At 71.1% G+C, this 21,695-nt stretch carries 13 protein-coding genes; 7 read left to right on the plus strand and 6 right to left on the minus strand.

Annotated elements, in window-relative coordinates; genetic code table 11:
* Nucleotides 1-308 precede the first annotated feature (308 nt).
* Both WMF29_RS28265 and WMF29_RS28270 read left to right on the plus strand, forming a co-directional pair.
* A complete protein-coding gene (locus WMF29_RS28265) occupies nt 309-5,969 on the plus strand; it encodes a DNA repair ATPase (RefSeq protein WP_437323247.1) in 5,661 nt (1,886 codons plus the stop codon).
* A 295-nt stretch (nt 5,970-6,264) separates the two neighbouring features.
* Nucleotides 6,265-7,467 (plus strand): FIST signal transduction protein, encoded by a 1,203-nt coding sequence (locus WMF29_RS28270; protein ID WP_437323248.1) that lies wholly within the window; start codon nt 6,265-6,267, stop codon nt 7,465-7,467.
* Between the two features lie 117 nt (nt 7,468-7,584).
* Here WMF29_RS28270 and WMF29_RS28275 read toward each other — a convergent pair whose 3' ends face one another.
* Together WMF29_RS28275 and WMF29_RS28280 are read right to left on the minus strand one after the other, a co-directional pair.
* Entirely contained in the window at nt 7,585-8,547 is a 963-nt protein-coding gene (locus WMF29_RS28275) for an L-lactate dehydrogenase (protein WP_437323249.1), read from the minus strand.
* Between the two features lie 123 nt (nt 8,548-8,670).
* Nucleotides 8,671-9,864, minus strand: a complete 1,194-nt coding sequence (locus WMF29_RS28280) for a mechanosensitive ion channel family protein (RefSeq protein WP_437323250.1) — start codon at nt 9,862-9,864, stop codon at nt 8,671-8,673.
* An 83-nt stretch (nt 9,865-9,947) separates the two neighbouring features.
* Here WMF29_RS28280 and WMF29_RS28285 point away from each other — a divergent pair, with 83 nt between their 5' ends.
* Complete coding sequence (locus tag WMF29_RS28285) at nt 9,948-10,394, plus strand: CoA-binding protein (protein ID WP_437323251.1); 447 nt, start codon at nt 9,948-9,950, stop codon at nt 10,392-10,394.
* A gap of 37 nt (nt 10,395-10,431) precedes the next feature.
* On the opposite strand, the gene WMF29_RS28290 is transcribed toward WMF29_RS28285, so the two are convergent.
* Entirely contained in the window at nt 10,432-10,854 is a 423-nt protein-coding gene (locus WMF29_RS28290; RefSeq protein WP_437323252.1) for a cupin domain-containing protein, read from the minus strand.
* Between the two features lie 232 nt (nt 10,855-11,086).
* Between WMF29_RS28290 and WMF29_RS28295 the strand changes: the two genes are divergently transcribed.
* Entirely contained in the window at nt 11,087-12,124 is a 1,038-nt protein-coding gene (locus WMF29_RS28295; RefSeq protein WP_437323253.1) for a PA0069 family radical SAM protein, read from the plus strand.
* 348 nt (nt 12,125-12,472) lie between these two features.
* Here the strand turns inward: WMF29_RS28295 and WMF29_RS28300 are convergent, their stop codons facing one another.
* Both WMF29_RS28300 and WMF29_RS28305 read right to left on the minus strand, forming a co-directional pair.
* A complete protein-coding gene (locus tag WMF29_RS28300) occupies nt 12,473-12,847 on the minus strand; it encodes a molecular chaperone DnaJ (RefSeq protein WP_437323254.1) in 375 nt (124 codons plus the stop codon).
* Between the two features lie 190 nt (nt 12,848-13,037).
* Nucleotides 13,038-13,946 (minus strand): LysR substrate-binding domain-containing protein, encoded by a 909-nt coding sequence (locus tag WMF29_RS28305; protein ID WP_437323255.1) that lies wholly within the window; start codon nt 13,944-13,946, stop codon nt 13,038-13,040.
* Between the two features lie 158 nt (nt 13,947-14,104).
* Here WMF29_RS28305 and WMF29_RS28310 point away from each other — a divergent pair, with 158 nt between their 5' ends.
* Nucleotides 14,105-14,932 carry an alpha/beta hydrolase fold domain-containing protein gene (locus tag WMF29_RS28310; RefSeq protein ID WP_437323256.1) on the plus strand — a complete coding sequence of 276 codons (828 nt, stop codon included), beginning with the start codon at nt 14,105-14,107 and terminating at the stop codon, nt 14,930-14,932.
* A gap of 103 nt (nt 14,933-15,035) precedes the next feature.
* The gene (locus tag WMF29_RS28315) at nt 15,036-17,300 is read left to right on the plus strand and encodes an ATP-binding protein (RefSeq protein ID WP_437323257.1); all 2,265 of its coding nucleotides are present in this window, start codon (nt 15,036-15,038) and stop codon (nt 17,298-17,300) included.
* Between the two features lie 124 nt (nt 17,301-17,424).
* On the opposite strand, the gene WMF29_RS28320 is transcribed toward WMF29_RS28315, so the two are convergent.
* The gene (locus tag WMF29_RS28320; RefSeq protein ID WP_437323258.1) at nt 17,425-17,772 is read right to left on the minus strand and encodes a response regulator; all 348 of its coding nucleotides are present in this window, start codon (nt 17,770-17,772) and stop codon (nt 17,425-17,427) included.
* 329 nt (nt 17,773-18,101) lie between these two features.
* Here WMF29_RS28320 and WMF29_RS28325 point away from each other — a divergent pair, with 329 nt between their 5' ends.
* On the plus strand, nt 18,102-21,623 hold the full coding sequence (locus WMF29_RS28325; RefSeq protein ID WP_437323259.1) for a CHASE domain-containing protein: 3,522 nt from the start codon (nt 18,102-18,104) through the stop codon (nt 21,621-21,623).
* Nucleotides 21,624-21,695: the final 72 nt, after the last annotated feature.

A 21,695-nucleotide genomic window follows, 5' to 3' on the forward strand; every position in this document is an offset into this window, starting at 1 on the left:
CCCCGTGGAGCAAGCGGATTTCACGGCATGGCGGGTTCCCGACGCGCCGCCCGCCGAGGCGCGACGGAATCCGCGGGCGACGCGGCGGCGCGGCGGCGCGTGAACGACGGCGGCGTCGCTCGGGCTTGACATCCTCGGAAGACATCCCGCCGCCGACGCCGAGAACGCCGCCTCGCGGCGGCCCCGCCGCGCGGTCGCCATCTCGCCCCCCGGACGCGGCGAACGGCTGTAACCTGGCCGCGGGCAGGCCGAGGCCCGCGCGGATTCGACGCGGGGGCGGGCCTTTCGGCTGACCACACGGAGCATGCATGGTGTCGACAGGGGCCTTGGACGGCGCGGCCCGGGCGGCGGGGGCGTCCCCGCCGCAGGCGGCGGAGCCGCTGGATGGGGGCAATTACGAGGTCATCCGGCGGAGGCTCGTCGAGCGCGCCGAGGAGCTCGCCCGCCGCGCCGAGGCGCTCAACGCGCGGCGCAAAGAGGTGTTCGGCGGCACGGACCTGGCGCTCCTCGAGAACGCCCGCGTCAGGACCGAGAACAACTGCGTGCCGCGCGACATCGTGAGCATCCGGGGCAAGCTGCTCGTCGGCTACCTCGTGTTCATGGGGCTGAAGGAGGTCAACGTCGGCGACGTCTTCAGCCTCCACCGCTTCGCGAAGGACGGCGGCGCCTTCGACCTGTCCCCCGCGCCGCTCGAGGAGGGCGACGCGCTCCTCGGCGACCCCAACTTCGTCAAGGAATTCAAGGACCTCCACCGCTACGTCAAGGAGCCCCGGCTGCTCCAGCTGCGGCGCAGCGACACGCGGCTGCTCGCCATCTTCCAGGTCGGCGCGACCGAGCGCGACACCAAGGTGTTCCGCTGGAGCATCGACGCGACCGGGCGCGTCCGGTACCTCGACGCGCGCGGCGACGAGGACAACGTCCGCCCGCGCGCCCACGACTTCGCCTGGACCCAGGCCACGCGCGACGACCACGTGCAGGGCAAGCACCCGCACGTCGCCATCCTCGGCGAGATCTTCGTCGAGACGGTCGGCGGCGATCTCACGGTCAAGATCGAGAACAACACGACAACGGGGCTCGGCATCTACCGCGAGCCGGTCGACGACGCGGGCCAGGCGCTCGACGACGCCGACATCCAGTACGCCCGGCTCGGGCCGCTCATCCTGCTCAAGATCAAGCCGTTCCGCGAGCCCTCGTACCGCTACCTCGTCTACAACGGCCGCACCCGGAAGGTCACGCGCATCGACGCGATCGGCCTCGCCTGCCTGAGCCTCCCCGAGGACCAGGGGATCGTCTTCCCGAACGGCTACTACCTCATCACCGGCGAGACGAAGCGCTTCGAGGGCAGCACCGAGAGCCTCGTCTTCGAGCGGGTCATCCGCTCGCCGAACGGGGAAGACGTGCTCTACGTGTTCCACCAGGTCGTCGAGGGGCGCTACGTGCTCTTCCCGTACAACCTGATCCGCAAGGAGATCGCGACGCCGATCCAGTGCCACGGGTACAGCCTCTTCGACGACGGCAAGATGGTGATCTTCCGGGCGTCGGGCGACGAGGCGACCCGCGTCCACCCGATGCAGATCTGGCAGACGCCGTTCATGACCGCGGAGTTCGCGGCGTCGGCGCCGACCGACGGCTCGTACCTCGCGAAGGTGGGCAACGCCGACCTCGTGCGGGGGATCTCCGACGCGCTCAGCATGCGGCGCGCGGCGCTGGACGGGTCGCCGACCCGGCAGACGTACGAGGATCTCATCAAGACCGCCGAGCGGATGACCGACGCCTACTACTGGCTCGGCCACGCCGAGGCGGGCGATCTCCTGTCGGTCGTGGGCGAGCTCCGGGGCGTCTCCGAGAGCATCGTCGACGAGTTCGAGAAGGTCGAGGGCATCAAGGCGCGCGCCGCGGCCGCGCTCGCCGAGACCGAGGCGGCGCAGCGGCAGCTGCTCTCCGGGGTGCGGCCCGAGGACGCGGCGAGCGTCGACGCGTTCCTGAAGGCCCTGACCGCGCTGCGGCGGCAGCGGGGGCACCTCATCACGCTCCGCGAGCTCAAGTACATGGACCTCGGCCGCGTCGACGCGCTCGAGGCCGAGATCGTCGCGCGCGCCGACGAGGTGAGCCAGGCGTGCGTGACGTTCCTCCTCGGCGAGCAGGCGTTCCGCCCGCTGGCCGACCGGCTCGCGGGCCTCATCGCGAAGATCGAGGCGGTCGCGAAGTCGCCCGAGCTCGCGCCGTTCGCCGCGGATCTCGACGCCGTGAACGAGGGGCTCTCGGTGCTCGCCGAGATCGTGGCGAGCCTCAAGGTCGACGACCCCACGGCGCGGACCCGGATCCTGGAGGGGATCAGCGAGGTCTACGCGCAGCTGAACCGCGCGCGCGCGACCCTGAGCGCCCGCGGCAAGGACCTGCGGGGCGCGGAGGGGCGCGCCGAGTTCGGCGCGCAGTTCAAGGTGTTCGGCCAGAGCGTCTCGAGCGCGATCGCGGTGTGCGACACGCCCGAGCGCTGCGACGCCGAGCTGTCGAAGCTGCTCGTCCAGCTCGAGGAGCTCGAGGGGAAGTTCGGCGAGTTCGACGAGTTCCTCGGCGAGCTCGCGGCCAAGCGCGAGGAGGTGAACGACGCGATCGCGGCGCGGAGACAGGCGCTGCTCGACGAGCGGCAGCGGCGCGTCTCGAACCTCGTCGCCGCGGCGGACCGGATCGTCCAGGGGGTGGCGCGGCGGGCGCGCACCTTCGCGGGCGTGGACGAGCTCAACACGTACTTCGCGTCCGACGCCATGGTCGCGAAGCTCCGCGATCTCGCGGCCGATCTCCACGCGCTCGGCGACAGCGTGAAGGGGGACGAGGTCGAGGCGCGGCTCAAGTCGGCGCGGCAGGACGCGCTCCGGGCGCTGCGCGACCGCGAGGACCTGTTCGAGGGCGGCGGCGACGTCATCAAGCTGGGCCGCCACCGCTTCAACGTGAGCACGCAGGCCCTGGAGCTCACGCTGGTCCCGCGCGGCGACGGGCTCGCGCTGCACCTCACCGGGACCGACTTCTTCGAGCCGATCGAGGACCCGGCGCTCGAGGGCGCGCGCGATCTCTGGGGACAGGAGCTCGCGAGCGAGACCCCCGAGGTCTACCGGGGCGAGTTCCTGGCGGGCTCGATGCTCGCGGACGCGGAGGCCGGGCGAGGCGGGCTGTGCGGACTGTCGATCGAGCGGCTGCGCGAGGCGTCGCTCGGCCCGGGCGGGCTGCTCGGCGCGGTGCGCGCGTACGCGGAGGGCCGGCACGACGAGGGCTACGAGCGCGGCGTGCACGACGCGGACGCGGCGCTGATCCTGGAGAAGCTGCTCGCGCTGCGGTCCACGGCGGGGCTCCTGCGCTTCGGCAGCGCGCCGCGGGCCCTCGCGTGCCTGACCTGGGCGGGGCTCGACGCGCGCGCCCGGGACCTCGCGCACCGGCGGGCGCGGAGCCTCGGCCGGCTCGCGGCGCAGCTCGGCGAGAGCGAGGCGCGGGCGGCGCTCGCGGCCGAGCTCGCGCAGGGCGTGGCGGCGGCGGCGGCGGCGCACCGGATCGAGGCGAGCGCGGCGGACGTGCGCGTGGCGGCGCGGTACCTCGTGGAGGAGCTCGCGGCGGAGCGCCCCCGGTTCGTGACGAGCGACGCGGCGCTCTCGCTGCGGGACGCGCTGCTCGCGCGCCTCGACCTCGCGGGCGGCCGCGCGGCGTTCGAGGAGGACCTGCGGCAGCTCGAGAAGCACCCGGCCGAGCGGCTGGAGCTCGCGCTCGCGTGGCTGAGGGGGTTCGCCGCGGTCGCCAACGATGGGGGCTCGCCCGGCAAGCCGGGCTCTGCCCCCAAACCCCCGGCCGCGCTTGCCCACCTAGCGCTCGAGGCGGCGGTCGTCGTCGTGACGGAGCGGCACATCGAGCGGGAGCCGAGCGCGGCCGTCACCGAGGCCCGCGTCGAGGGGCTGCTCGGGCAGCACCCGCGCATCAAGGAGCGCGCGATCGCGCTCCGGCTCGACGAATTCCTGAGCAGGATCGAGGACTTCCTGCACGAAAGGGCGCCGCGCTACCGCGCTTACAGGAAGGTGCGGAGCGAGATCGCGGAGCGGGAGCGGAAGCGGCTGCGCCTCGAGGAGTTCGCGCCGCGGGTGCTCACCTCGTTCGTGCGCAACCGGCTCATCGACGAGGTCTACCTGCCCCTCGTCGGCGCGAACCTGGCGAAGCAGCTGGGCGCCGCGGGCGACGTGAAGCGCACCGACCTGATGGGCATGCTGCTGCTCATCTCGCCGCCGGGCTACGGCAAGACGACGCTGATGGAGTACGTCGCGAGCAAGCTCGGCCTCGTGTTCATGAAGGTGAACGGGCCGTCGCTCGGCCACGAGGTGACGTCGCTCGACCCGGCCGAGGCCCCGAACGCGACGGCGCGGCAGGAGGTCGAGAAGATCAACCTCGCGTTCGAGATGGGCAACAACGTGATGCTGTACCTGGACGACATCCAGCACACGAACACGGAGCTGCTCCAGAAGTTCATCTCGCTCTGCGACGGGCAGCGCCGGATCGAGGGCGTGTGGCGGGGCCGGACGCGGACGTACGACCTGCGCGGCAAGAAGTTCTGCGTGGTGATGGCGGGCAACCCGTACACGGAGTCGGGCGCGCGGTTCCAGATCCCGGACATGCTGTCGAACCGGGCCGACACGTACAACCTCGGCGACATCCTCGACGGCAAGGAGGCGCTGTTCGCGCTGAGCTACCTGGAGAACGCGCTCACGTCGAACCCGACGCTCGCGCCGCTCTCCGGGCGGGCGCCGGGCGACACGCACAAGCTCATCCGGATGGCGCAGGGCGAGGCCATCGCCGCGACGGAGCTCGAGCACGCCTACTCCGCGGCGGAGGTCTCGGAGATGGTCGCCGTGTTCGAGCGGCTCTTCCGGGTGCAGAAGGTGCTGCTGTCCGTGAACCTCGAGTACATCCGGAGCGCGTCGCAGGACGACGCCTTCCGGACGGAGCCGCCGTTCAAGCTGCAGGGCAGCTACCGGAACATGAACAAGCTGGCCGAGAAGGTCGTGGCGGCGCACACGCACGAGGAGGTCGACCGGCTCATCGACGATCACTACGTGAGCGAGTCGCAGACGCTGACGACGGGCGCCGAGCAGAACCTCCTCAAGCTCGCCGAGCTGCGCGGCCGGATGACGCCGGAGCAGGCGGCGCGGTGGGACGAGATCAAGAAGGGCTTCGTGCGGATCAAGCGCATGGGCGGCAAGGAGGACGACCCGGTCGTGCGCGTGACCGGCACGCTGTCGATGCTGGGCGAGCAGCTGGAGGGCATCCGCGGGGCGATCGGGAAGGCGGCCGCGGTGGCGCAGGCGGGGGACGCGCGGGCGCGGGAGATGAAGCAGTGGCTCGCGCCCGAGATGGAGCGGCTCTCCACGGCGCTCAAGGGGGTGGCGCAGCCGCGGGTCGACGTGAAGGTCGAGACGGATCGCTCGGTGTCGGAGTTCGTGGGGCACCACCTGTCGCTTGTGGAGCGGCTCGTGGCGCCGCTCGCGAAGGCGACGACGCAGAGCGCGTTCGGCATCCGGGCGATCGAGGCGCAGGTCTCGGAGCTCGCGCAGGCGCTCCGGTCGCTCGAGGAGAAGGTCCGCGCGGCGGCGCGCCCGCAGAGCCAGCCGCCGCCGCCGCGCTTCGAGGCGCGGGTCGGGGCGGCGTCGCCGGCGAACTTCTACCGGACGGCGCCCGCGGCCGACGTCGTCGACCACGGCGGCATCTTCGTGCCGACCTTCCGGCCGCCGCCGGCGCGGGGGACGACGGTGGCGCTCAAGATCCCGTTCGCGGAGGGCGGCGAGATCGACGCGGTGGGGGTGGTCGAATGGACGCGCGAGGCAGAGGAAGAGGGTCCGCCTGGGTTCGGGGCGCGCTTCGTGCGGCTCTCGGGCGAGCAGCGGGAGCTCGTGGAGGGGTTCGTGCGGCAGCGGGAGCCGATGCTGCTCGGCATGTGAGCGCGCTCGCAGAGACGGCGCTCGCGCGCTCGCCTCGTGACGCCGACGCCGCGCTCGCGCGCGCAGGGCGGAGCAGGGCGCCGTGCGCCGGCGCGGAGGTATGCGGCCCGAACACAGCATCCGAGCTGAGCCGATGCTCGTCCCCCGAACGAGCGGCCGCGCGCGGCGGGCACCCATCCATGAGGAGTGGAGAGGCCTCCCTCGTGCGTGATATCACCGTCCGGTCGCGGTTCGTCGGTGATGGCCTGGATCCGAAGCCCGCGCTCCGGCGCCGGGCACGCAGGAGCTTCAGCGCATGAAGATGATGACCCTCGGACCCTTTGACGGGAACGCGTGGCTGCTCGGCCGGAAGATCGAGCGGACGGTCGCGGAGTGGAAGGAGCCCGCGCGGCTCGCGATCGTGGCCATGCCGAGCGGGACGAAGCACGAGGACTACCTCGCCGCGGTCGAGGACGCGACGGGCGTTCCGGTGGTCGGAGCCACCACCGGCGGGGCGTCGTTCACGGAGCGCGGCTTCAGCAGGAGCGGGGTGACGTGCGCGTTCCTCGGCGGCGCGAACATCGACGTGGCGTGCACGGCGGCGCGCGAGCTGCGCTCGGATCACGCCAAGAGCATCAGGGCGGCGCTGAGCGACATGGACGAGGCCGTCTCGAGCGGCAGCGGGCGGAGCGGGGCGACGAGCTCGATCCTGGTGCTGGCGGACGCGTTCGCGTGCGACGGCGACGATCTGGTGGCCGCGCTCCGCCAGGGCGTGCCGCCGCACACGCGCGTCTTCGGCGGGACGGCGGGCGACGGGTGGACGTTCGAGGGGGCGCGGGTGTTCCTGGGCCGTAAGGTGCTGACGGACGCGGCGGTCCTCGTGCGCCTGACGCACCGGCAGCGGGTGAACATCGACGTGGTGCACGGGTTCCGCGCGGCCGAGGGCGGGCGGGATTTCACGATCACGGACATCGAGCGGAACGTGCTCAGGACGCTGGACGGGCAGCCGGCGGCGCGGGTGTACGAGGAGGAGCTCTCGCGGCTCGGCTTCCGTTCGAGCGGCGAGGGGCTGCTCCAGACGATGGCGAAGCACGCGCTCGGGGCGAAGACGCCGTTCGGCGAGGCGCTGAAGATCAGGTCGCCGATCGCGATCCGCGGGGACGGCGCGGTGGTGCTGACCGGGGGGCTGGCGCGCGGGCAGGTGGTGCGCGTCGTGAACGCGGCGACCGACGCGGTGCTCCAGGCGGCGAAGAGCCTGTCGACGAAGGTGCTGGGGCCGCTGCCCGGCGTGGCCGGCTCGCTGGTGTTCGACTGCGCGGCGCGGTTCCGGATGCTTGGCGAGCGGTACCGCGAGGAGGTGCGGGCGTTCCTCTCGCCGAACGCGGCGTCGAACCCGATGTTCGGGATGGCGTGCTACGGGCAGATCGCGAAGTTCGGGGGGAGCGTCGAGGGGTTCTACAACACGAGCGCTGTCATGGTGGCGTGGGGGGAAGCGGACCAGGGGACGGCTGGCGGGTGAGCAGACGAGCTGGGGTTGGCCGGCAGACGGACGATAGACGCCTTCGACGGGCACGGGCGATTGGGCCCGACGGGAATCATAGGGCGCGATGGCAGTCGCGGCACACCGGGCGTCGCCTCAGAATCCGAGCGATCGAATCGCCTTGCGGATCGTGTCCGCGCTGGCCCGGACACCCGCCTCCTCCTCGGGGCTCATCGGTATGGGCAACCGCGACTCGACGCCGGACCGGTTCACGATGCACGGCACGCTCAGACAGACATCATCGATCCCGCGATAGCCGCTCAGCAGGCTGCTGACGGGCAGCACGCGGTTCTCGTCGCGGAGCAGGGCTTCCAGGATCTTGGCGGTCGCGAGGCCGATAGCGTAGTTCGTCGCGCCCTTGCCGGAGATCACCTGGGCTGCGGCGTTCTTCACGTTGGAGAAGATCTCCGCCCGGTCGCTCGCGCCGAGCGCGCCGTGGCCGGGCACGGACCACGCGTCGAGCGGGATGTTCGCCACGCTCGCGCTGCTCCACAGCGGCACCTCGCTGTCCCCGTGCTCTCCCGCGATGTACGCGTGGACGTTCTGCACGGCCACGTCGAGCTTCCTCGCGATGAGGAACCTGAACCGGCTGCTGTCGAGCACCGTGCCGCTGCCGATCACGCGGGCGGGCGGGAGGCCCGTCAGCTTGAGCGTGACATACGTGATCACGTCGACCGGGTTCGTGACGAGCAGGTAGAGCGCGTCCGGCGCGACGGCCTGGAGCCTCGGCAGGAGCTCGCGGCATATCGCGACGTTCGCGGTGGCGAGGTCCATCCTGCTCTGCCCGGGCTTCTGCTTCGCGCCGGCGGTGATCACGACGACGTGCGCCCCGCGGCAGACCTCGACATCGTCGCTGCCATCGAGCGTGGCCACCGGGACGAACTGCAGCCCATGGTTGAGGTCGAGCACCTCAGCGTCGACCTTGGCCCGGTTCGCGTCGAACAGGGCGACCTGCTTTGCCACGCCGCGGATCAGGCACGCATAGGCGATCGTCGCCCCGACGCTGCCAGCACCCACGATCGCGACCTTGCTGGGAGAGACGGACTGGTGATCAGGCATGCCGCCGGGGTACCGCGGCGAGGCGGCTGCACCAAGGCAAATCAGGCCGCTGAGCCCGCGCGGACGCGGCGGTGATCGCCCGGCGGCGGGGCGGCCGGCGCCACGACCCGAGCCCGCGCGGGCTCAGAGGTGAGCGTCCGGCGGCGGGGCGGCCGGCGCCACGACGATCGCCGCCAGGACCGCCGGCGCCGCCCTCGGGTCGGCCGCGGGCCCTGCGGCGCCGGCGGCGGCCCCTGCGGCGCCTTCGGCGGGCCCTGGGGCGCCTGCCGGGGGCCGTATCTCGACGGCGAGGGCCGGCTGCGCCGCGGCGGGGCTGAGCGCCACGCCCTCGTCGCGGCACGCCCGGAAGAACGCCTTCATGACCTCGGACTCCAGGAGATCGTGGCGCTCGAAGTCGGCGATCCAGAACTTGATGACGTAGCGCTGGAAGAGCGGCGTGACGGAGGCGAGCCAGAGCCTCGGCGCGGGCTCGCGGAGCACCTCGGGCACCTCGCCGCAGGCGCGCTGGGCGGCGCGCTCCACGGCCTCGGGGGAGGCGGCGAGCGCGACGAGCATCTCGATGTTGCGCGCGCAGTTCCGGTCCGGCGCGCAGAAGTTCTGCACGCGCGCCTTGGCGATGATCGAGTTCGGCAGGATCACGACGTCTCCGGAGAACGTCCTCAGGCGCGTGGAGCGCCATCCCACGTAGATCACCTGGCCCTCGACCCCGTCGACGAGGATCCAGTCCCCGACGCCGAACGAGCGCTCGGAGTGCAGGGCGAGCCCGGCGAAGAGGTTGCCCAGGGTGTCCTGCAGCGCGAGGCCGAGGACCACCGTGATGACGGTCGAGGTCGCGAGCAGCGGCACGAGATCGACCCCGGTGACCGCGCCGACGATCGAGAGGCCGGCGACCAGGTAGAGGATCGTGAGCAGGAGGTGCCGCACCAGCGCCGGGAGCAGCACCTTCCGGCGCTCGGCGAGCCAGTAGTCGATGATCAGCGTCTCGGCGATCTCGATGGCGAGGTACGCGGCGAGGGTGAGCTCCAGGAGGAGCACGCCCTTGTGGAGCGTGGGCAGCTCTCCCCCGCGAAGGGAGATGAACGCGTGCATCGCGAGCAGCGCGACGAGCATGCGCGCCGGCAGCCGCATGCGGCGGACCAAGAGGTCGTCCAGCGACGTCTGCGTGGCGCCCGCGAGGCGGGAGAGCGAGGCGAAGACCAGGCGGTAGGCGAAGAAGCCGAGCGCGAGGACGGAGGCCGAGAGCGCCAGCGCGACGGGCAGCGAGGCGGGAGAGCGGATGAGGTCGGCCCAGAGCGCGGGGAGCCGGTCGAGGTTCACGCGGCCGAGTCTGCCACAACTCTGCCGCGACCCGAGCGCGGGGATCTGTCGCCGAGCGGCGCCCTGGGGCGTAGACTCCCTCCATGGACGACATTCGCGATATCAGCCACGACGAGGCCCGGGTGGCGGAGCTGGTGCGCTCGGCGCGGCGCGTCGCCGTGCTCGGCATCAAGACCGAGGCGCAGTCGGATCAGCCTGCCTTCTACGTGCCCAGCTATCTGCAGGGCGCGGGTGTGGAGGTGATCCCGGTCCCTGTCTATTATCCTGACGTGAAGACCATCCTCGGCCAGCAGGTCTATCGCCGGGTGGCCGACGTCCCGGGCCCCATCGACATCGTCGATGTCTTCCGGCGGGGCCAGGACGTCGCCGGGCACCTCGACGACCTGCTCGCCGCCCGGCCGCGCGCCGTCTGGCTGCAGAGCGGCATCCGGAACGACCAGGTGGCCGAGCGGCTGGTCGAGGCAGGCATCCTGGTCGTGCAGGACCGCTGCCTGATGGTGGAGCACCGCCGCCACGCAGGGCGGTGCTGAGGCGTCGAACGTCGAACTCGGGCTCGCCGTGGGGCGACTACACCGCTCGATGCTGCGTCCCCTTGCCGTACGTGATCGCCAGGAAATCCCCCGGTTCGTGGACGATCATCCGGTGCCACACCCCTTGCGGCACCGTGCACGCGGTCCCTGCGCGCAGCGCGACGACCCGCTCGCCGCCCTCGTCCTGCAGCACGACGTCGATCGTGCCCGAGAGGAGGTACAGGATCTCATCCCCTGCCGGGTGCATCTCCCACCGGGCCGTGTCCTCGGCCATGTGAAACCTCGTCACGAGCCAGCCATCCACGCGCTTGACCCGCCGGATGTCGGCGCCCGTCGGCTCGTCGGACATGAGCTCTTGCCAGAACGTCGGCTTCACATCGATCTGCAGCGCGTCCCCGCCCTCCGCGAGGTGCAGGTAGGTGCTGCGGAGATCGAACCCAGGCTGTCTCGGCTCGGCCATATTTCCCTCCCCCGTCTCGACTGAGGGCGTCCATGCCAGCAGGGCTCCCCTACCGCGTCAATCCGCTCTTCCCACCGTCGCCCCCCCCCGGACGCACGCCCGGCGCAGCCGGTGCGTCCCAGGCGCCCCGGCGGGGCCCGCCGGGCTCTACTGAACAAACGCTCCCATCCTGACCGGGACGCGCTACACTGCGCTCGCAGCGCTCGCCTCTTCGCCCGGAGCACTCCGCACCATGCCGCGCCCCGTGAACAACCCTCCGAACCCGTGGTCGTCCACGCAGGTCGAATACCTCGAAGAGGCGCCCCCGGCGACGCTGCAGATCTTCGAGGAGCAGGCCCGCTCCATCGTGGCCGCGAACGACAGCCCCGATCTTCCTTTCCGGTACAGCGTCAACCCGTACCGGGGCTGCCTCCACGCGTGCGCCTACTGCTATGCCCGGCCGTCGCACCAGTACCTCGGGTGGGGCGCCGGCACGGACTTCGACCGCAAGATCGTGGTCAAGTCGAATGCGCCCGAGCTGCTCGAGAAGGAGCTCAACAAGCCGAGCTGGCAGGGAGACACGATCGTGTTCTCGGGCAACGTCGATTGCTACCAGCCGCTCGAGGCGAGCTACGAGCTCACCCGCCGCTGCCTCGAGGTGTGCCTCGCGTTCAGGAACCCGGTCGGGCTCATCACGAAGGGCGCGCTCGTGCGGCGCGACGCCGCGTTGCTCGGCGAGCTGGCGCGCCGGGCCCGCGCTCGGGTCCACTTCAGCATCCCGTTCGCCGACGACGCGGTGGCGCGCAAGATGGAGCCGTATGCGAGCCGCTCGTCGCTGCGCTTCGCGGCGATGCGGGCGCTCTCCGACGCGGGGGTGCCGACGGGGATCTCGCTGTCGCCGATGATCCCCGGCCTGAACGACAGCGACGTCCCGGAGCTCCTGGAGCGCGCGCGGGACGCTGGCGCGGAGAGCGCTTTCATGATGCCGCTGCGCCTGCCGCGCGAGGTGCTCCCGGTCTTCGACGAGCGCCTCGAGGAGGCCTTCCCGGACCGCGCCGCCAAGGTCCGCCGCGGCATCCAGGAGATGCGCGGCGGCAAGATGAACGAGGCCGCCTTCGGTGCGCGCTTCCAGGGAGCGGGCCCGCGCTGGGCGGCGATCCAGCGGCTCTTCGAGGTCCACTGCCAGCGGCTCGGGCTGAACCGGGCGCGCGTGGGCGACGCGGCCGGCGAGGCGGAAGAGCGCTCGACGTTCCGGCGGCCGAGCCGACAGGGGACGTTGTTCGACCTCTGAGCGTGGCACGAGCAGCGCGGTGCTTGCCGACGGGCATTGGCGGTTGGCGGTGTCGGCGCCGAGGTAGGCGCGCCACGGCCACGCGCCCGAGGCGGGCACCGCGGCGGCGGAGAGCGAACGACAGTGCTCGTCGGCGCCCGCGAGGCCATCGGTGTCCGAGGGCGAGCGGCGGAAGTCACCGCCGGTGGGCAGGTCAACGAGCGCGATTCAAACCGGCCAGCCGGAAACGTGCATTGTCTGAGGGTATCTCAAGGCGGCAGGACTGGAATCGTCTCCGTCGCCGGCGCCTTTACCTTTGGTGACGTAGCCACCACCCGAGAAGGGGTGCTCGCGGCTGCCTTTCGCCGATCACGATCCGGGCGGACGGAGCTGCTTGCGGACCTTCTTGATGAAGGTCTGGGTGCACTTTCCGTGGGTGGCCTCATGCTCCACGATCTCGAGCGTGAGCTTGGTCTTCGTCCCGCTGGAGAGATGAGCAGCCGCGTTCACCTCCCTGGCGAGCTGGATGCCTTCCAGCGACGCAGGTCCCTGCTGCTTCTCGACGGCCGCCTGCTTGTTCGGCTGCCGGAAGTGGGAAGGCTTCGTCTTGGTGACGTCGCGGAAGCCGGTGTCGTCCGAGCGCCGACCGGTGCCGTGGCAGCCCGGGCAGGTGGCGGTGGTGCCGGAGAACGAGTTGGCGATGCGGCCGTCGCCGCCACAGATGCCGCAGGATTCAGCAGCCATGAGCCTGGCCCTCGGGTCGGGACAGGTGCTTCGGGTCCTTCATGCCCGAGAGCATACAGCCGATTGTGGCCCGTGGAAGCCTCGCCTGGGGCGATCCGCCATTTTGTGCGTTGCGGCTGTCCTCGACTCGGCTGTCGAGGAGATCATGCGCTGCCGGGTGCCCCTCCCGCTTGTGAAGCCGAAGGCCGGCTCAGCGCCCCATGTCGAGCAGCGGCTCGCGCGCGAGCTCACGAAGCAGGAACTGCTCCACCACGCGCACGCGGTCAGGCGGACGCTTCTGAGCCGGCCGCACGAAGAAGAGAGGAATGGGCTCGGGCTCGTGCCGCCGCAGGACGGCCCTCACGGCGCCGGTCGAGAGATCCTGCGCGACGAGCCACCCCGGCACCTGGGCGAGGCCGACGTCGGCGAGCACCGCGGCGCGGATGTCGTCCGCGTTGCTCGAGAGGAAGGTCACACGTGAAGGGTGATGGCTCGTCGCCGCCGGCCGCCCGAATCGCCATGCGCGCCGCGCGCCTCGAGTGAAGAACACGACGCACTCGTGCTCTTGGAGATCGGGCAGGTCACGCGGCTCGCCGTGGCGCGCCAGGTACGCCGCAGAGCCCACGGTGAGCAGCGGCGTCTCCCCCACGCGCCTCGCGACGTGGCCCGAGTCGCCGAGCGCCCCGGCTCGAACGGCGAGGTCGATGTTGTCGGCCACGAGGTCCGCGAGCCGATCGGAGACGGCGAGCTCCACGGAGACGCCCGGGTGCTCGGCGCGGAGCGCCCGCAGGAGCGGCACGACGCAGGCGCGGCCGAAGCCTGGGGCGACCGCGATACGCACGGTGCCGCTCGGCGCGCGATCGCCGCGCGCGAGCCGCGCGACGCGCTCGTCGAGCGCTCGGACGAGCGGCCCGATCTCGTCGACGAGGCGCTGCCCGGCCGGGGTCGCGCTCACGTGCCGCGTCGTGCGCCCGACCAACCGGAGCCCGAGCTCTTCCTCCAGACGCGCGATCGTCTTGCTCACGGCGGGCTGACCCACGCCGAGCTCGCGCGCCGGCACCGAGAAGCTCCTCGTCTCGACGACTCGAAGGAGGATCTTGAGCGCTTCCAGTCTATCCATGCGCCGCTCCGGTTATTCCGACGAGGAATGGATCTTACCCTCCGCGACGCCGTTCTCAAGCCACGTGGGAGGTCGTATTCGTTCACGACGTCACCCCTTTGCCGAGGCCGCCTGTGCCGCAAATCCATCACCCGCTCTCTTCCGCCGACCGTGACGCGATGACCGCGCTGCGCTCCCAGCTCGCGAAGGGTCGCGTCGCTCCGACGCGAGCGTCGTTCGACCAGCTCATCGAGCTCACGCCGCCCGGCGCGGGCGCCTCGCACCGCGAGGCTCGCGTCGGCGGGGTGCCGGGCACATGGTGCGTCCCGCCGTCCCCGCGGCCCGGTCGAGCGATCCTCTACTTGCACGGCGGCGCGTTCATCCTCGGCAGCGCCCGCGCGTTCCGCCACTTCGCCGGCCAGCTCGCGGTCCGCGCAGGCATCTCCGTGTTCGTCGCCGACTACCGCTTGGCGCCGGAGCACCCTTTCCCCGCCGCGTGGGAGGATACAAGGGATGCGCACCTCGGCCTCGCCAGCGAGCTCGGTGTGGAGCGGGTCGCCATCGCCGGAGACTCGGCGGGCGGCGGGCTCGCGCTCGCCCTGCTGGTCGCTCAGCGCAGGGCGCCGTGCGGCGTGCTCCTCTCGCCGTGGACCGATCTGTCCATGACTGGCGCGAGCATCGAAGCCAAGGCCCTTGAAGATCCGGTGCTCTCCCGTGGGGCGCTCGAGGCCGGCGCGCGTCACTACCTGTGCGGGCACGACCCTCGCGATCCGCGCGCCTCCGCGCTGTACGGCGCGATGGACCACCTCCCGCCTGTGCAGGTTCACGTGGGCACGGCCGAGATCCTGCTCGACGACTCCGTTCGCCTCGATGCGCTCGCCGGCGCTGACGTCCACGTCTGGGAGGGCATGCCCCACGTCTTCCCGAGGAGCGTCGCGACGCTCGAGGCCGCGCGCGACGCGCTCGACCTCGCGGGCGCGTTCTTGCGCCAGGGCATCGACCGGTAAGAACGGAGGATGGAGGCGACAATGCGACGAGACAGCTTCGATGTCCGAAACGTCGATCCCGGGCACCGCACGGCGAGCGCTGACCATGGTAAAGATACCCACGATGCGTTTTCCGGCGGTGACGAACCTCGGTCGACGCGCTTCCAGGTTCGACCCGATTCCTCTGGTGCTCATCGCGCTGGGGATCGCGACCCTCGGCGCTGTCGGCTGGTCGCACCGCGTCATGGTGGATAAGGTCGCCCAGCATGAAGCGCGGAGCTCGCTCACGGATCGTGTCGAGCAGCGCCTCACCTTGGCCCACCTGTGGCTTGAAGAGCTGCTCGGCGGCGATGCAGCGCTCGACCTGAACCATGACGTGTACCGGAACATCGACGAGGCGCTCGGCCTGATCAGCGTGCTCCTCGACGGCGGCGACGCGGGCACCGGCCTCGCGCTCGACCGCATCGACGACCCGGCCCGGCGGGTAGAGCTCCTGCAAATCCGGACCGCGGTCGAGCAGTGGCGACGGATGAGCCAGGCGCGCTACGAGACGCGCGACGCAGGCGGCGCGATCGGGATGCCGGCGGATCAGGAGTTCGACGCGCTCTTCGAGTCGATCATCTCGGCGTCGGTGTCTTTCCAGCGCGCCACGCTGGCGTCGCTCGAGTCCGAGCGGCGCAAGGTCACGTGGAATCACCGCGCGATCATCGCGTTTCAGCTCCTCCTGTTCGCGGGCGGCGCCGCGCTCGTCGTACGCCACAAGCGGAGGATCGAGGCCAGAAACGCGGAGCTCGAGGAGCGCGTCGAGGCGCGCACGCGCGATCTGCGCCTGGCCATGGAGGCCGCGGAGACCTCGAGCCGCGCCAAGAGCGACTTCCTGGCGAACATGAGCCACGAGATACGGACGCCGATGAACGCGGTCATCGGCATGACCGGGCTGCTCCTCGACACCGAGCTCACCCCGACCCAGCGCGAGTTCGTCGAGACCGTCCGCGCGAGCGGCGACGCGCTCCTCCAAACCATCAACGATATCCTCGATTACTCGAAGATCGAGTCCGGCAAGCTGGACTTGGAGAGCGCGCTCTTCGACGTGAACGACTGCATCGAAGAGGCCATCGCCCTCGTGGCAGGAGGCTCCGAGGAGCACCGGATCGAGATCGCCTATACGATCGCGGAGGAGACGCCGCGCGTCGTGATCGGAGACGTCAAGCGCGTCCGGCAGATCCTCGTCAATCTCATCGGCAATGCCGTGAAGTTCACGGACGCGGGAGAGGTGGTCATCCTCGCGTCCTCGGCCCCGGCCCCTGGCGATCGCGTCGAGCTGCGGTTCGCGATCAAAGACACCGGCATCGGCATTCCTGCCGAGCAGATGGGCCGGCTATTCCGCTCGTTCAGCCAGGTGGACGCGTCGCCGTCGCGCCGGTACGGCGGCGCCGGCCTCGGCCTGGCCATCAGCAAGCAGCTCTGCGAGCGGATGGGCGGGCGGATAGGCGTGGAGAGCACGGTCGGGGTGGGCTCCACCTTCTCGTTCTCGGTCGTCGTCGGCGTCGCCGGGGGCGTCACCCGCGCGCCCCCGGACGGGCACGTACCGCCGCTCTCGCGCCTCGAGGAGGGCCTCTCCGCGCGGCTGCCCCTCAGGATCCTGCTCGCCGAGGACAACTCGGTGAACCAAAAGGTCACCATCGCCATGCTCTCACGCCTGGGCTATCACGCCGACGTCGCGGCGACCGGGCTCGAGGTGATCGACGCGCTGGCCCGCCGGCCGTACGACGTCGTGCTCATGGATCTGCAGATGCCGGAAATGGACGGCATCGAGGCCACGCGCCGTATCTGCGCGGAGCGGCCGCCCGAGCGGCGCCCCTGGATCGTCGCCATGACGGCCAATGCCACGGCCGGAGATCGGACGATGTGCATCGAGGCGGGCATGGACGATTACCTGATCAAACCGATCCGGGTGGACGATCTGGTCGGTATGATGGCGCGCATCGCGCAACCCGGCGGCATCGCGCCTGCGCCGCCCGAGGGCGACGCGGCGGCGCCGCTCGATCCCATCGCGCTCGCAGGCCTCCAGGAGCTCGATCTGCTGAAGGACGTCACCGCGAGCTACGTGCGCGACGCGGCCCGCTGCGTGGCCGTCATGGCGGAGGCGATCTCGGCGGGCGACGCCGCCGAGGCGGCGTCGAGCGCTCATCGTCTGAAGGGCAGCAGCCTGGCGATCGGGGCGGTCGTGGTCGCCGCCGCATGCGCGCAGCTCGAAGAGCTGGCGCGCGCCAGTCACCTGGACGGGGCAGAAGCGCGCCTGGCCCGGCTCGAGGAGGAGCTCGCGCGCGCCGCGCGCGCGCTCCGGAATGCCGAGCGCGGGTCGGCAGGCCGAGCGCCTCGTGCCTGATCGCGGCGCGCCGCGCCCGGATGCGGGAGAGCGTCGCGCCCCGGCGCCGCGCCGTCACGCAGCGCCGCGCCGGAGAGCGGAGGGCATGGCGACGGGTTGAATCTCCCCGGCTGCTCTCCCAATGTCAGCGGCGAAGCCAGCGCATCAGGCTTCTTTCGAAGTGGACCAAGCCGAGCGACTTCGAGATGTATCCATCGGCGCCGCACTGCTGCGCCTTGAGCTCGAGCTGCTCCACGTCGAGCGCCGAGTGCAGAAGGATGACGGTCGACGCGATCTCCGGGTCGGAGCGGACGAGCGTCACCAGGGTCGGCCCGTCGAGCCCCGGCATCTTGACGTCGAGAATCACAAAGGATGGACGGTAGTCCACGATCAGGTTCATCAACCCGAACGACCTCGCCGCGGTGCGTACGTCGACCCCCCGACGCTGCAGAAGGCGCTCCACGATCTGGAGAGTCACCGGGTCGTCGTCCACGATCAGCGCGCGCCGTCCGGAGAGGCCAGCGGTTACCGCGACGTCATGGTTCTGTTCCATGGATCTCCCCTCCCCTGTCGCGGCACCACCTCGCCGCGGGATGGACCAACGTAACATTGGCCCGCAACTCTTTGTAGGCGGGATATGCGCGCCTGGCTCGACTCGGCGAGCCAGAGCGCCGATGTGGTCGCGTGTCCCCTCCACCGCCCTCGGCGGTTTGCCACCCAGGACGTTTCGCGCGACGCCAGGTGTCGGCGTCCGGTCTGGCGTGCAGCTGGACCCGGCTGTCTCGTAGAGTTATCGCGCGCATCGAGGCTCGAGGAGGGACGATGGGCCGCTTCGCGAAGACCATGGCACCGCGGCAGATCGCCCAGCAGGCCGCCATTTTCCTGGGCTATGTCGCGGCGGCGAAGCTCGGCCTGCTGCTCGCCACGATCAACCGATCGGCTTCGCCCGTCTGGCCCGCCACAGGGCTCGCCATCGCGGCCGTCCTCGTGTTCGGAAGAGGGGCATGGCCTGCGATCGCCGCCGGGGCGTTCGTGAGCAACTGGCTGAATGGCAGCTCCGCGCCGCTGTCGGCGGGGATCGCGACGGGCAACGCGCTCGAAGCGCTCGCAGGGGCGCTCATCGTGCAGCGGCTCTCGGTGCTCGAGGACCAGCTCGAGCACCAGGCCGCCAACCTCGCCCTGGTCGCGGCGAGCGTCCTCGCGACCGCGGTGAGCGCGACGATCGGTGTCCTGAGCCTGGGTGCAGCGGGCTCTGTCGCGTGGACCAACGCCCTCTCCGTCTGGTTGACCTGGTGGGTGGGCGACATGATGGGGGCGCTCGTGTTGACGCCGGCCCTCCTCGCCCTGAGCGCGAGCAAGCTCCGGCCGAGCGCGGTCTCCCTCCGCGGCGCCCTGACGCTCGCCGGAGTCCTGGGTGTCTCGGCCGCCGCGCTGGGGTTCATCTTCTTGCACCCCGCGGGGAACTCGCTCCTGTTCATCGTCTTCCCGCTGCTGCTCGTGTGCGCGGCGCGGTGGGGGGAGCTGGCCGTGAAGCTCGCGGGGGTCGCCCTCGCCGTCGTCGCCACCGCCGCGACGAGCCAGGGGCTCGGACCGTTCGTCGGGCGTACGCTCAACGAGAGCCTCGTCCACCTGCAGCTCTTCATGGGCGCGACGGCCGTGACCGTGGGCACGCTCGCCGGCTTCTCGGCGGTCGCGGCGCTCCGGTCAGCCGCGCCGGTGCTGCTCGCCGGCTGGCTCCTCTCGGGCATCGCGTTCCACGCGTTCCACCGGGCGGAGCGCCTCGAGGACGCCCGTCACCTCGACGCGCTCATCCACGACGCGCAGGTCAACATCGAGCACCGGATGCAAGCGTACGTGGGAGCGCTGCTCGGCGGCGTCGGGCTCCACGCGGCGTCCGACGACGTCTCGCTCGACGATTGGAGGGACTATCTCGACGCCACGCGGATCGTCACGGAATACCCGGGCATCCATGGCGTCGGGCTGATCCTCCGGGTGCGTGTCGCCGAAACCGCGGCGTACATCGAGAGAGCGAGGCAGCTCGGCGTCACGGAGCTCGAGATCAAGCAGGTGCCCGGGGTCACGCCGCCTGCCGCAGACCAGCTGGAGCGCTATGTCATCACGTTCATCGAGCCCTACGCCATGAACCGCGAGGCGAGGGGGCTCGACATCGGCTCCGAGGCGGTCCGGCGACACGCGGCCGATCTCGCCCGCGACAGCGGACAGCCGGCGATGACGACGAGGATCACGCTCGTTCAGGACGAGCAGAAGAGGCCCGGATTCCTGCTGCTCTGCCCGATCTACGCGCGCGGCGCCGCGCACAGCACCGTCGCGGCGCGGCGAGAGGCGCTCGTGGGCTGGATCTACGCGCCCTTCGTCACGGAGACGTGGTTTCAGGGCGCGCTCGGCCGCATGGCGGAGGAGGTCTCCCTGACCGTCTTCGAGGGCCGTACGCGGTCGAATGACAGCGTGATCTACAGATCGGACCCGCGCGCCGGCGAGCGCTTCCCCTTCGACAGGCTCACCTCCCTCGGGGCGGCCCAGCTCGATCTGGTGCTCGGCTGGAGCAAGGGGCCAGCGTTCGTCTCCTCGCACACCACCAGCTCGTCGTGGGCCGCGGTGGCGGGGGTCGTCATCACGCTGCTCATCGCGAGCGTGGTCGTCGCGCTCCGGCGGACCGGCCAGCGCGCGACGGCCATCGCCTCCGAAATGACCCGGAGCCTCGACCTGGCCCGCGAGACAGCGGAGCGGGCGACGCGGGTCAAGTCCGAGTTCCTCGCGAACATGAGCCACGAGATCCGGACGCCGATGAACGGTATCATCGGGATGACGAGCCTCCTGCTCGATTCGGATCTCGACGCGAACCAGCGCGCGCAGGCCAGGATTATCGAGAGCAGCTGCGAGGTGCTGCTGACGCTCGTCAACGATATCCTCGACCTCTCGAGGATCGAGGCCGGGAAGATCCGGCTCGAGGACGCGTCGTTCAGCGTCATGGCGAGCGCCGCCGAGATCATCGAGCTGCTGCGCCCCAAGGCATCCGAGAAAGGGGTGCCCCTCACGCTGCAAGCGGCGCCGGGTCTGGAGGAGTGGGTGCGGAGCGACGCGACCCGGTACCGGCAGGTGCTCCTCAACCTCGTCCACAACGCGATCAAGTTCACGCTGAGCGGTAGGATCGATGTGCGTGTCGCTTCGAGGCTGCTCGACGGCGGCCGCCGCGAGATCGAGACCTCGGTGGCGGACACCGGGATCGGCATCGCGCCCGACGCGAAGGAGCGGCTCTTCAATCCATTCTCCCAGCTCGACGCCTCCACGACGCGACGATTCGGCGGCTCGGGCCTCGGGCTGTCGATCTCGAAGGGGCTCGTCGAGCTGATGGGCGGGAGGATCGGGGTCGAGAGCGACCTGGGGAAGGGATCGACATTCCGTTTCACGATCGTCGCGGAGGCGGTCTCGGGCGTCTCGCTGCTCCCGATCGCCGGCGGCGCCGCCGCGGTGATCCCGGGGGCGGCCGCGGCCCTGCCGCTCCAGCTCCTCGTCGCGGACGACCATGATGTGAACCAGACCGTCGCGCGCCGCTTCCTGGAGAAGCTCGGCTATCGGGCGGACGTGGCGGCCAGCGGCGTCGAGGTGCTCGCCGCGTTGGAGCGCAAAGAGTACGACGTGATCTTCATGGACTGCCACATGCCGGAGATGGACGGGTTCGAGGCCACCGCGAGGATCCTCGCCCGCGCGGAGGGGAGCGGCAGGCGCCCGCGGATCGTCGCGATGACGGCGAGCAGCATGCCCGAGGATCGCGCGCGCTGCTTCGCGGTGGGCATGGACGATTTCATCAGCAAGCCCGTGCACATCGGCGATTTCGCGCGGGCGCTCCAGGCATCTTCCTCCGGACGGGAGGCGCTGTCGGCGGAGCAGCCGAGCGCGCATCCCGGGCAGCCCGCATCCGGTCCTCCGCGCCCAGGGATGATCGATCGGAGGGAGCTCTCATCGCTCTTCGGGCAGGACGCGCGGCTCCTCGACGAGGTGATCCGCGAGTTCATCGCTCGCGCGCCGGAGATGCTGCGATCCATGGCTGCGGCGCTGGATCGCGGCGACGCGCCGGCGCTGTACTTCGCCGCGCACAGCTTCAGGGGAGCGGCCGCCAACTTCTTCTGCGCGTCCGTGACGCAGGCCGCGGCCGAGCTCGAGAGTACGGGCAAGAAAGGGGCTCTCGATCTCGCGCGCGCGTCGCTCCGCGAGCTCGAGGCGCAGACCGCGCTCCTGTGCCGCGAGCTCGAGCAGCTCCAGCTCAGTTCCCCGCCAGACCCGGCCCCCACGATCGACGATCACCGCGCGCCAGTTTGTGGTTGACGCCGACAATGTGAGCGTTCACATTCGGTGCTCCGGAGCTTCTTCTGCCTTGCCCTGGACAGGCCGTCATGC

This window comes from Sorangium sp. So ce381, from assembly GCF_051473845.1.
GTDB classification, from domain to species: Bacteria; Myxococcota_A; Polyangia; order Polyangiales; family Polyangiaceae; genus Sorangium; species Sorangium atrum.

What these genes read in the sequence shown, in the direction of transcription:
- WMF29_RS28300 (WP_437323254.1), bottom strand. Translation starts at nt 12,847, where the DNA reads ATGGCTGCTGAATCCTGCGGCATCTGTGGCGGCGACGGCCGCATCGCC.
- WMF29_RS28315 (WP_437323257.1), top strand. Translation starts at nt 15,036, where the DNA reads ATGCGTTTTCCGGCGGTGACGAACCTCGGTCGACGCGCTTCCAGGTTC.
- WMF29_RS28265 (WP_437323247.1), top strand. Translation starts at nt 309, where the DNA reads ATGGTGTCGACAGGGGCCTTGGACGGCGCGGCCCGGGCGGCGGGGGCG.
- WMF29_RS28285 (WP_437323251.1), top strand. Translation starts at nt 9,948, where the DNA reads ATGGACGACATTCGCGATATCAGCCACGACGAGGCCCGGGTGGCGGAG.
- WMF29_RS28295 (WP_437323253.1), top strand. Translation starts at nt 11,087, where the DNA reads ATGCCGCGCCCCGTGAACAACCCTCCGAACCCGTGGTCGTCCACGCAG.
- WMF29_RS28325 (WP_437323259.1), top strand. Translation starts at nt 18,102, where the DNA reads ATGGGCCGCTTCGCGAAGACCATGGCACCGCGGCAGATCGCCCAGCAG.
- WMF29_RS28290 (WP_437323252.1), bottom strand. Translation starts at nt 10,854, where the DNA reads ATGGCCGAGCCGAGACAGCCTGGGTTCGATCTCCGCAGCACCTACCTG.
- WMF29_RS28310 (WP_437323256.1), top strand. Translation starts at nt 14,105, where the DNA reads ATGACCGCGCTGCGCTCCCAGCTCGCGAAGGGTCGCGTCGCTCCGACG.
- WMF29_RS28275 (WP_437323249.1), bottom strand. Translation starts at nt 8,547, where the DNA reads ATGCCTGATCACCAGTCCGTCTCTCCCAGCAAGGTCGCGATCGTGGGT.
- WMF29_RS28270 (WP_437323248.1), top strand. Translation starts at nt 6,265, where the DNA reads ATGAAGATGATGACCCTCGGACCCTTTGACGGGAACGCGTGGCTGCTC.
- WMF29_RS28305 (WP_437323255.1), bottom strand. Translation starts at nt 13,946, where the DNA reads ATGGATAGACTGGAAGCGCTCAAGATCCTCCTTCGAGTCGTCGAGACG.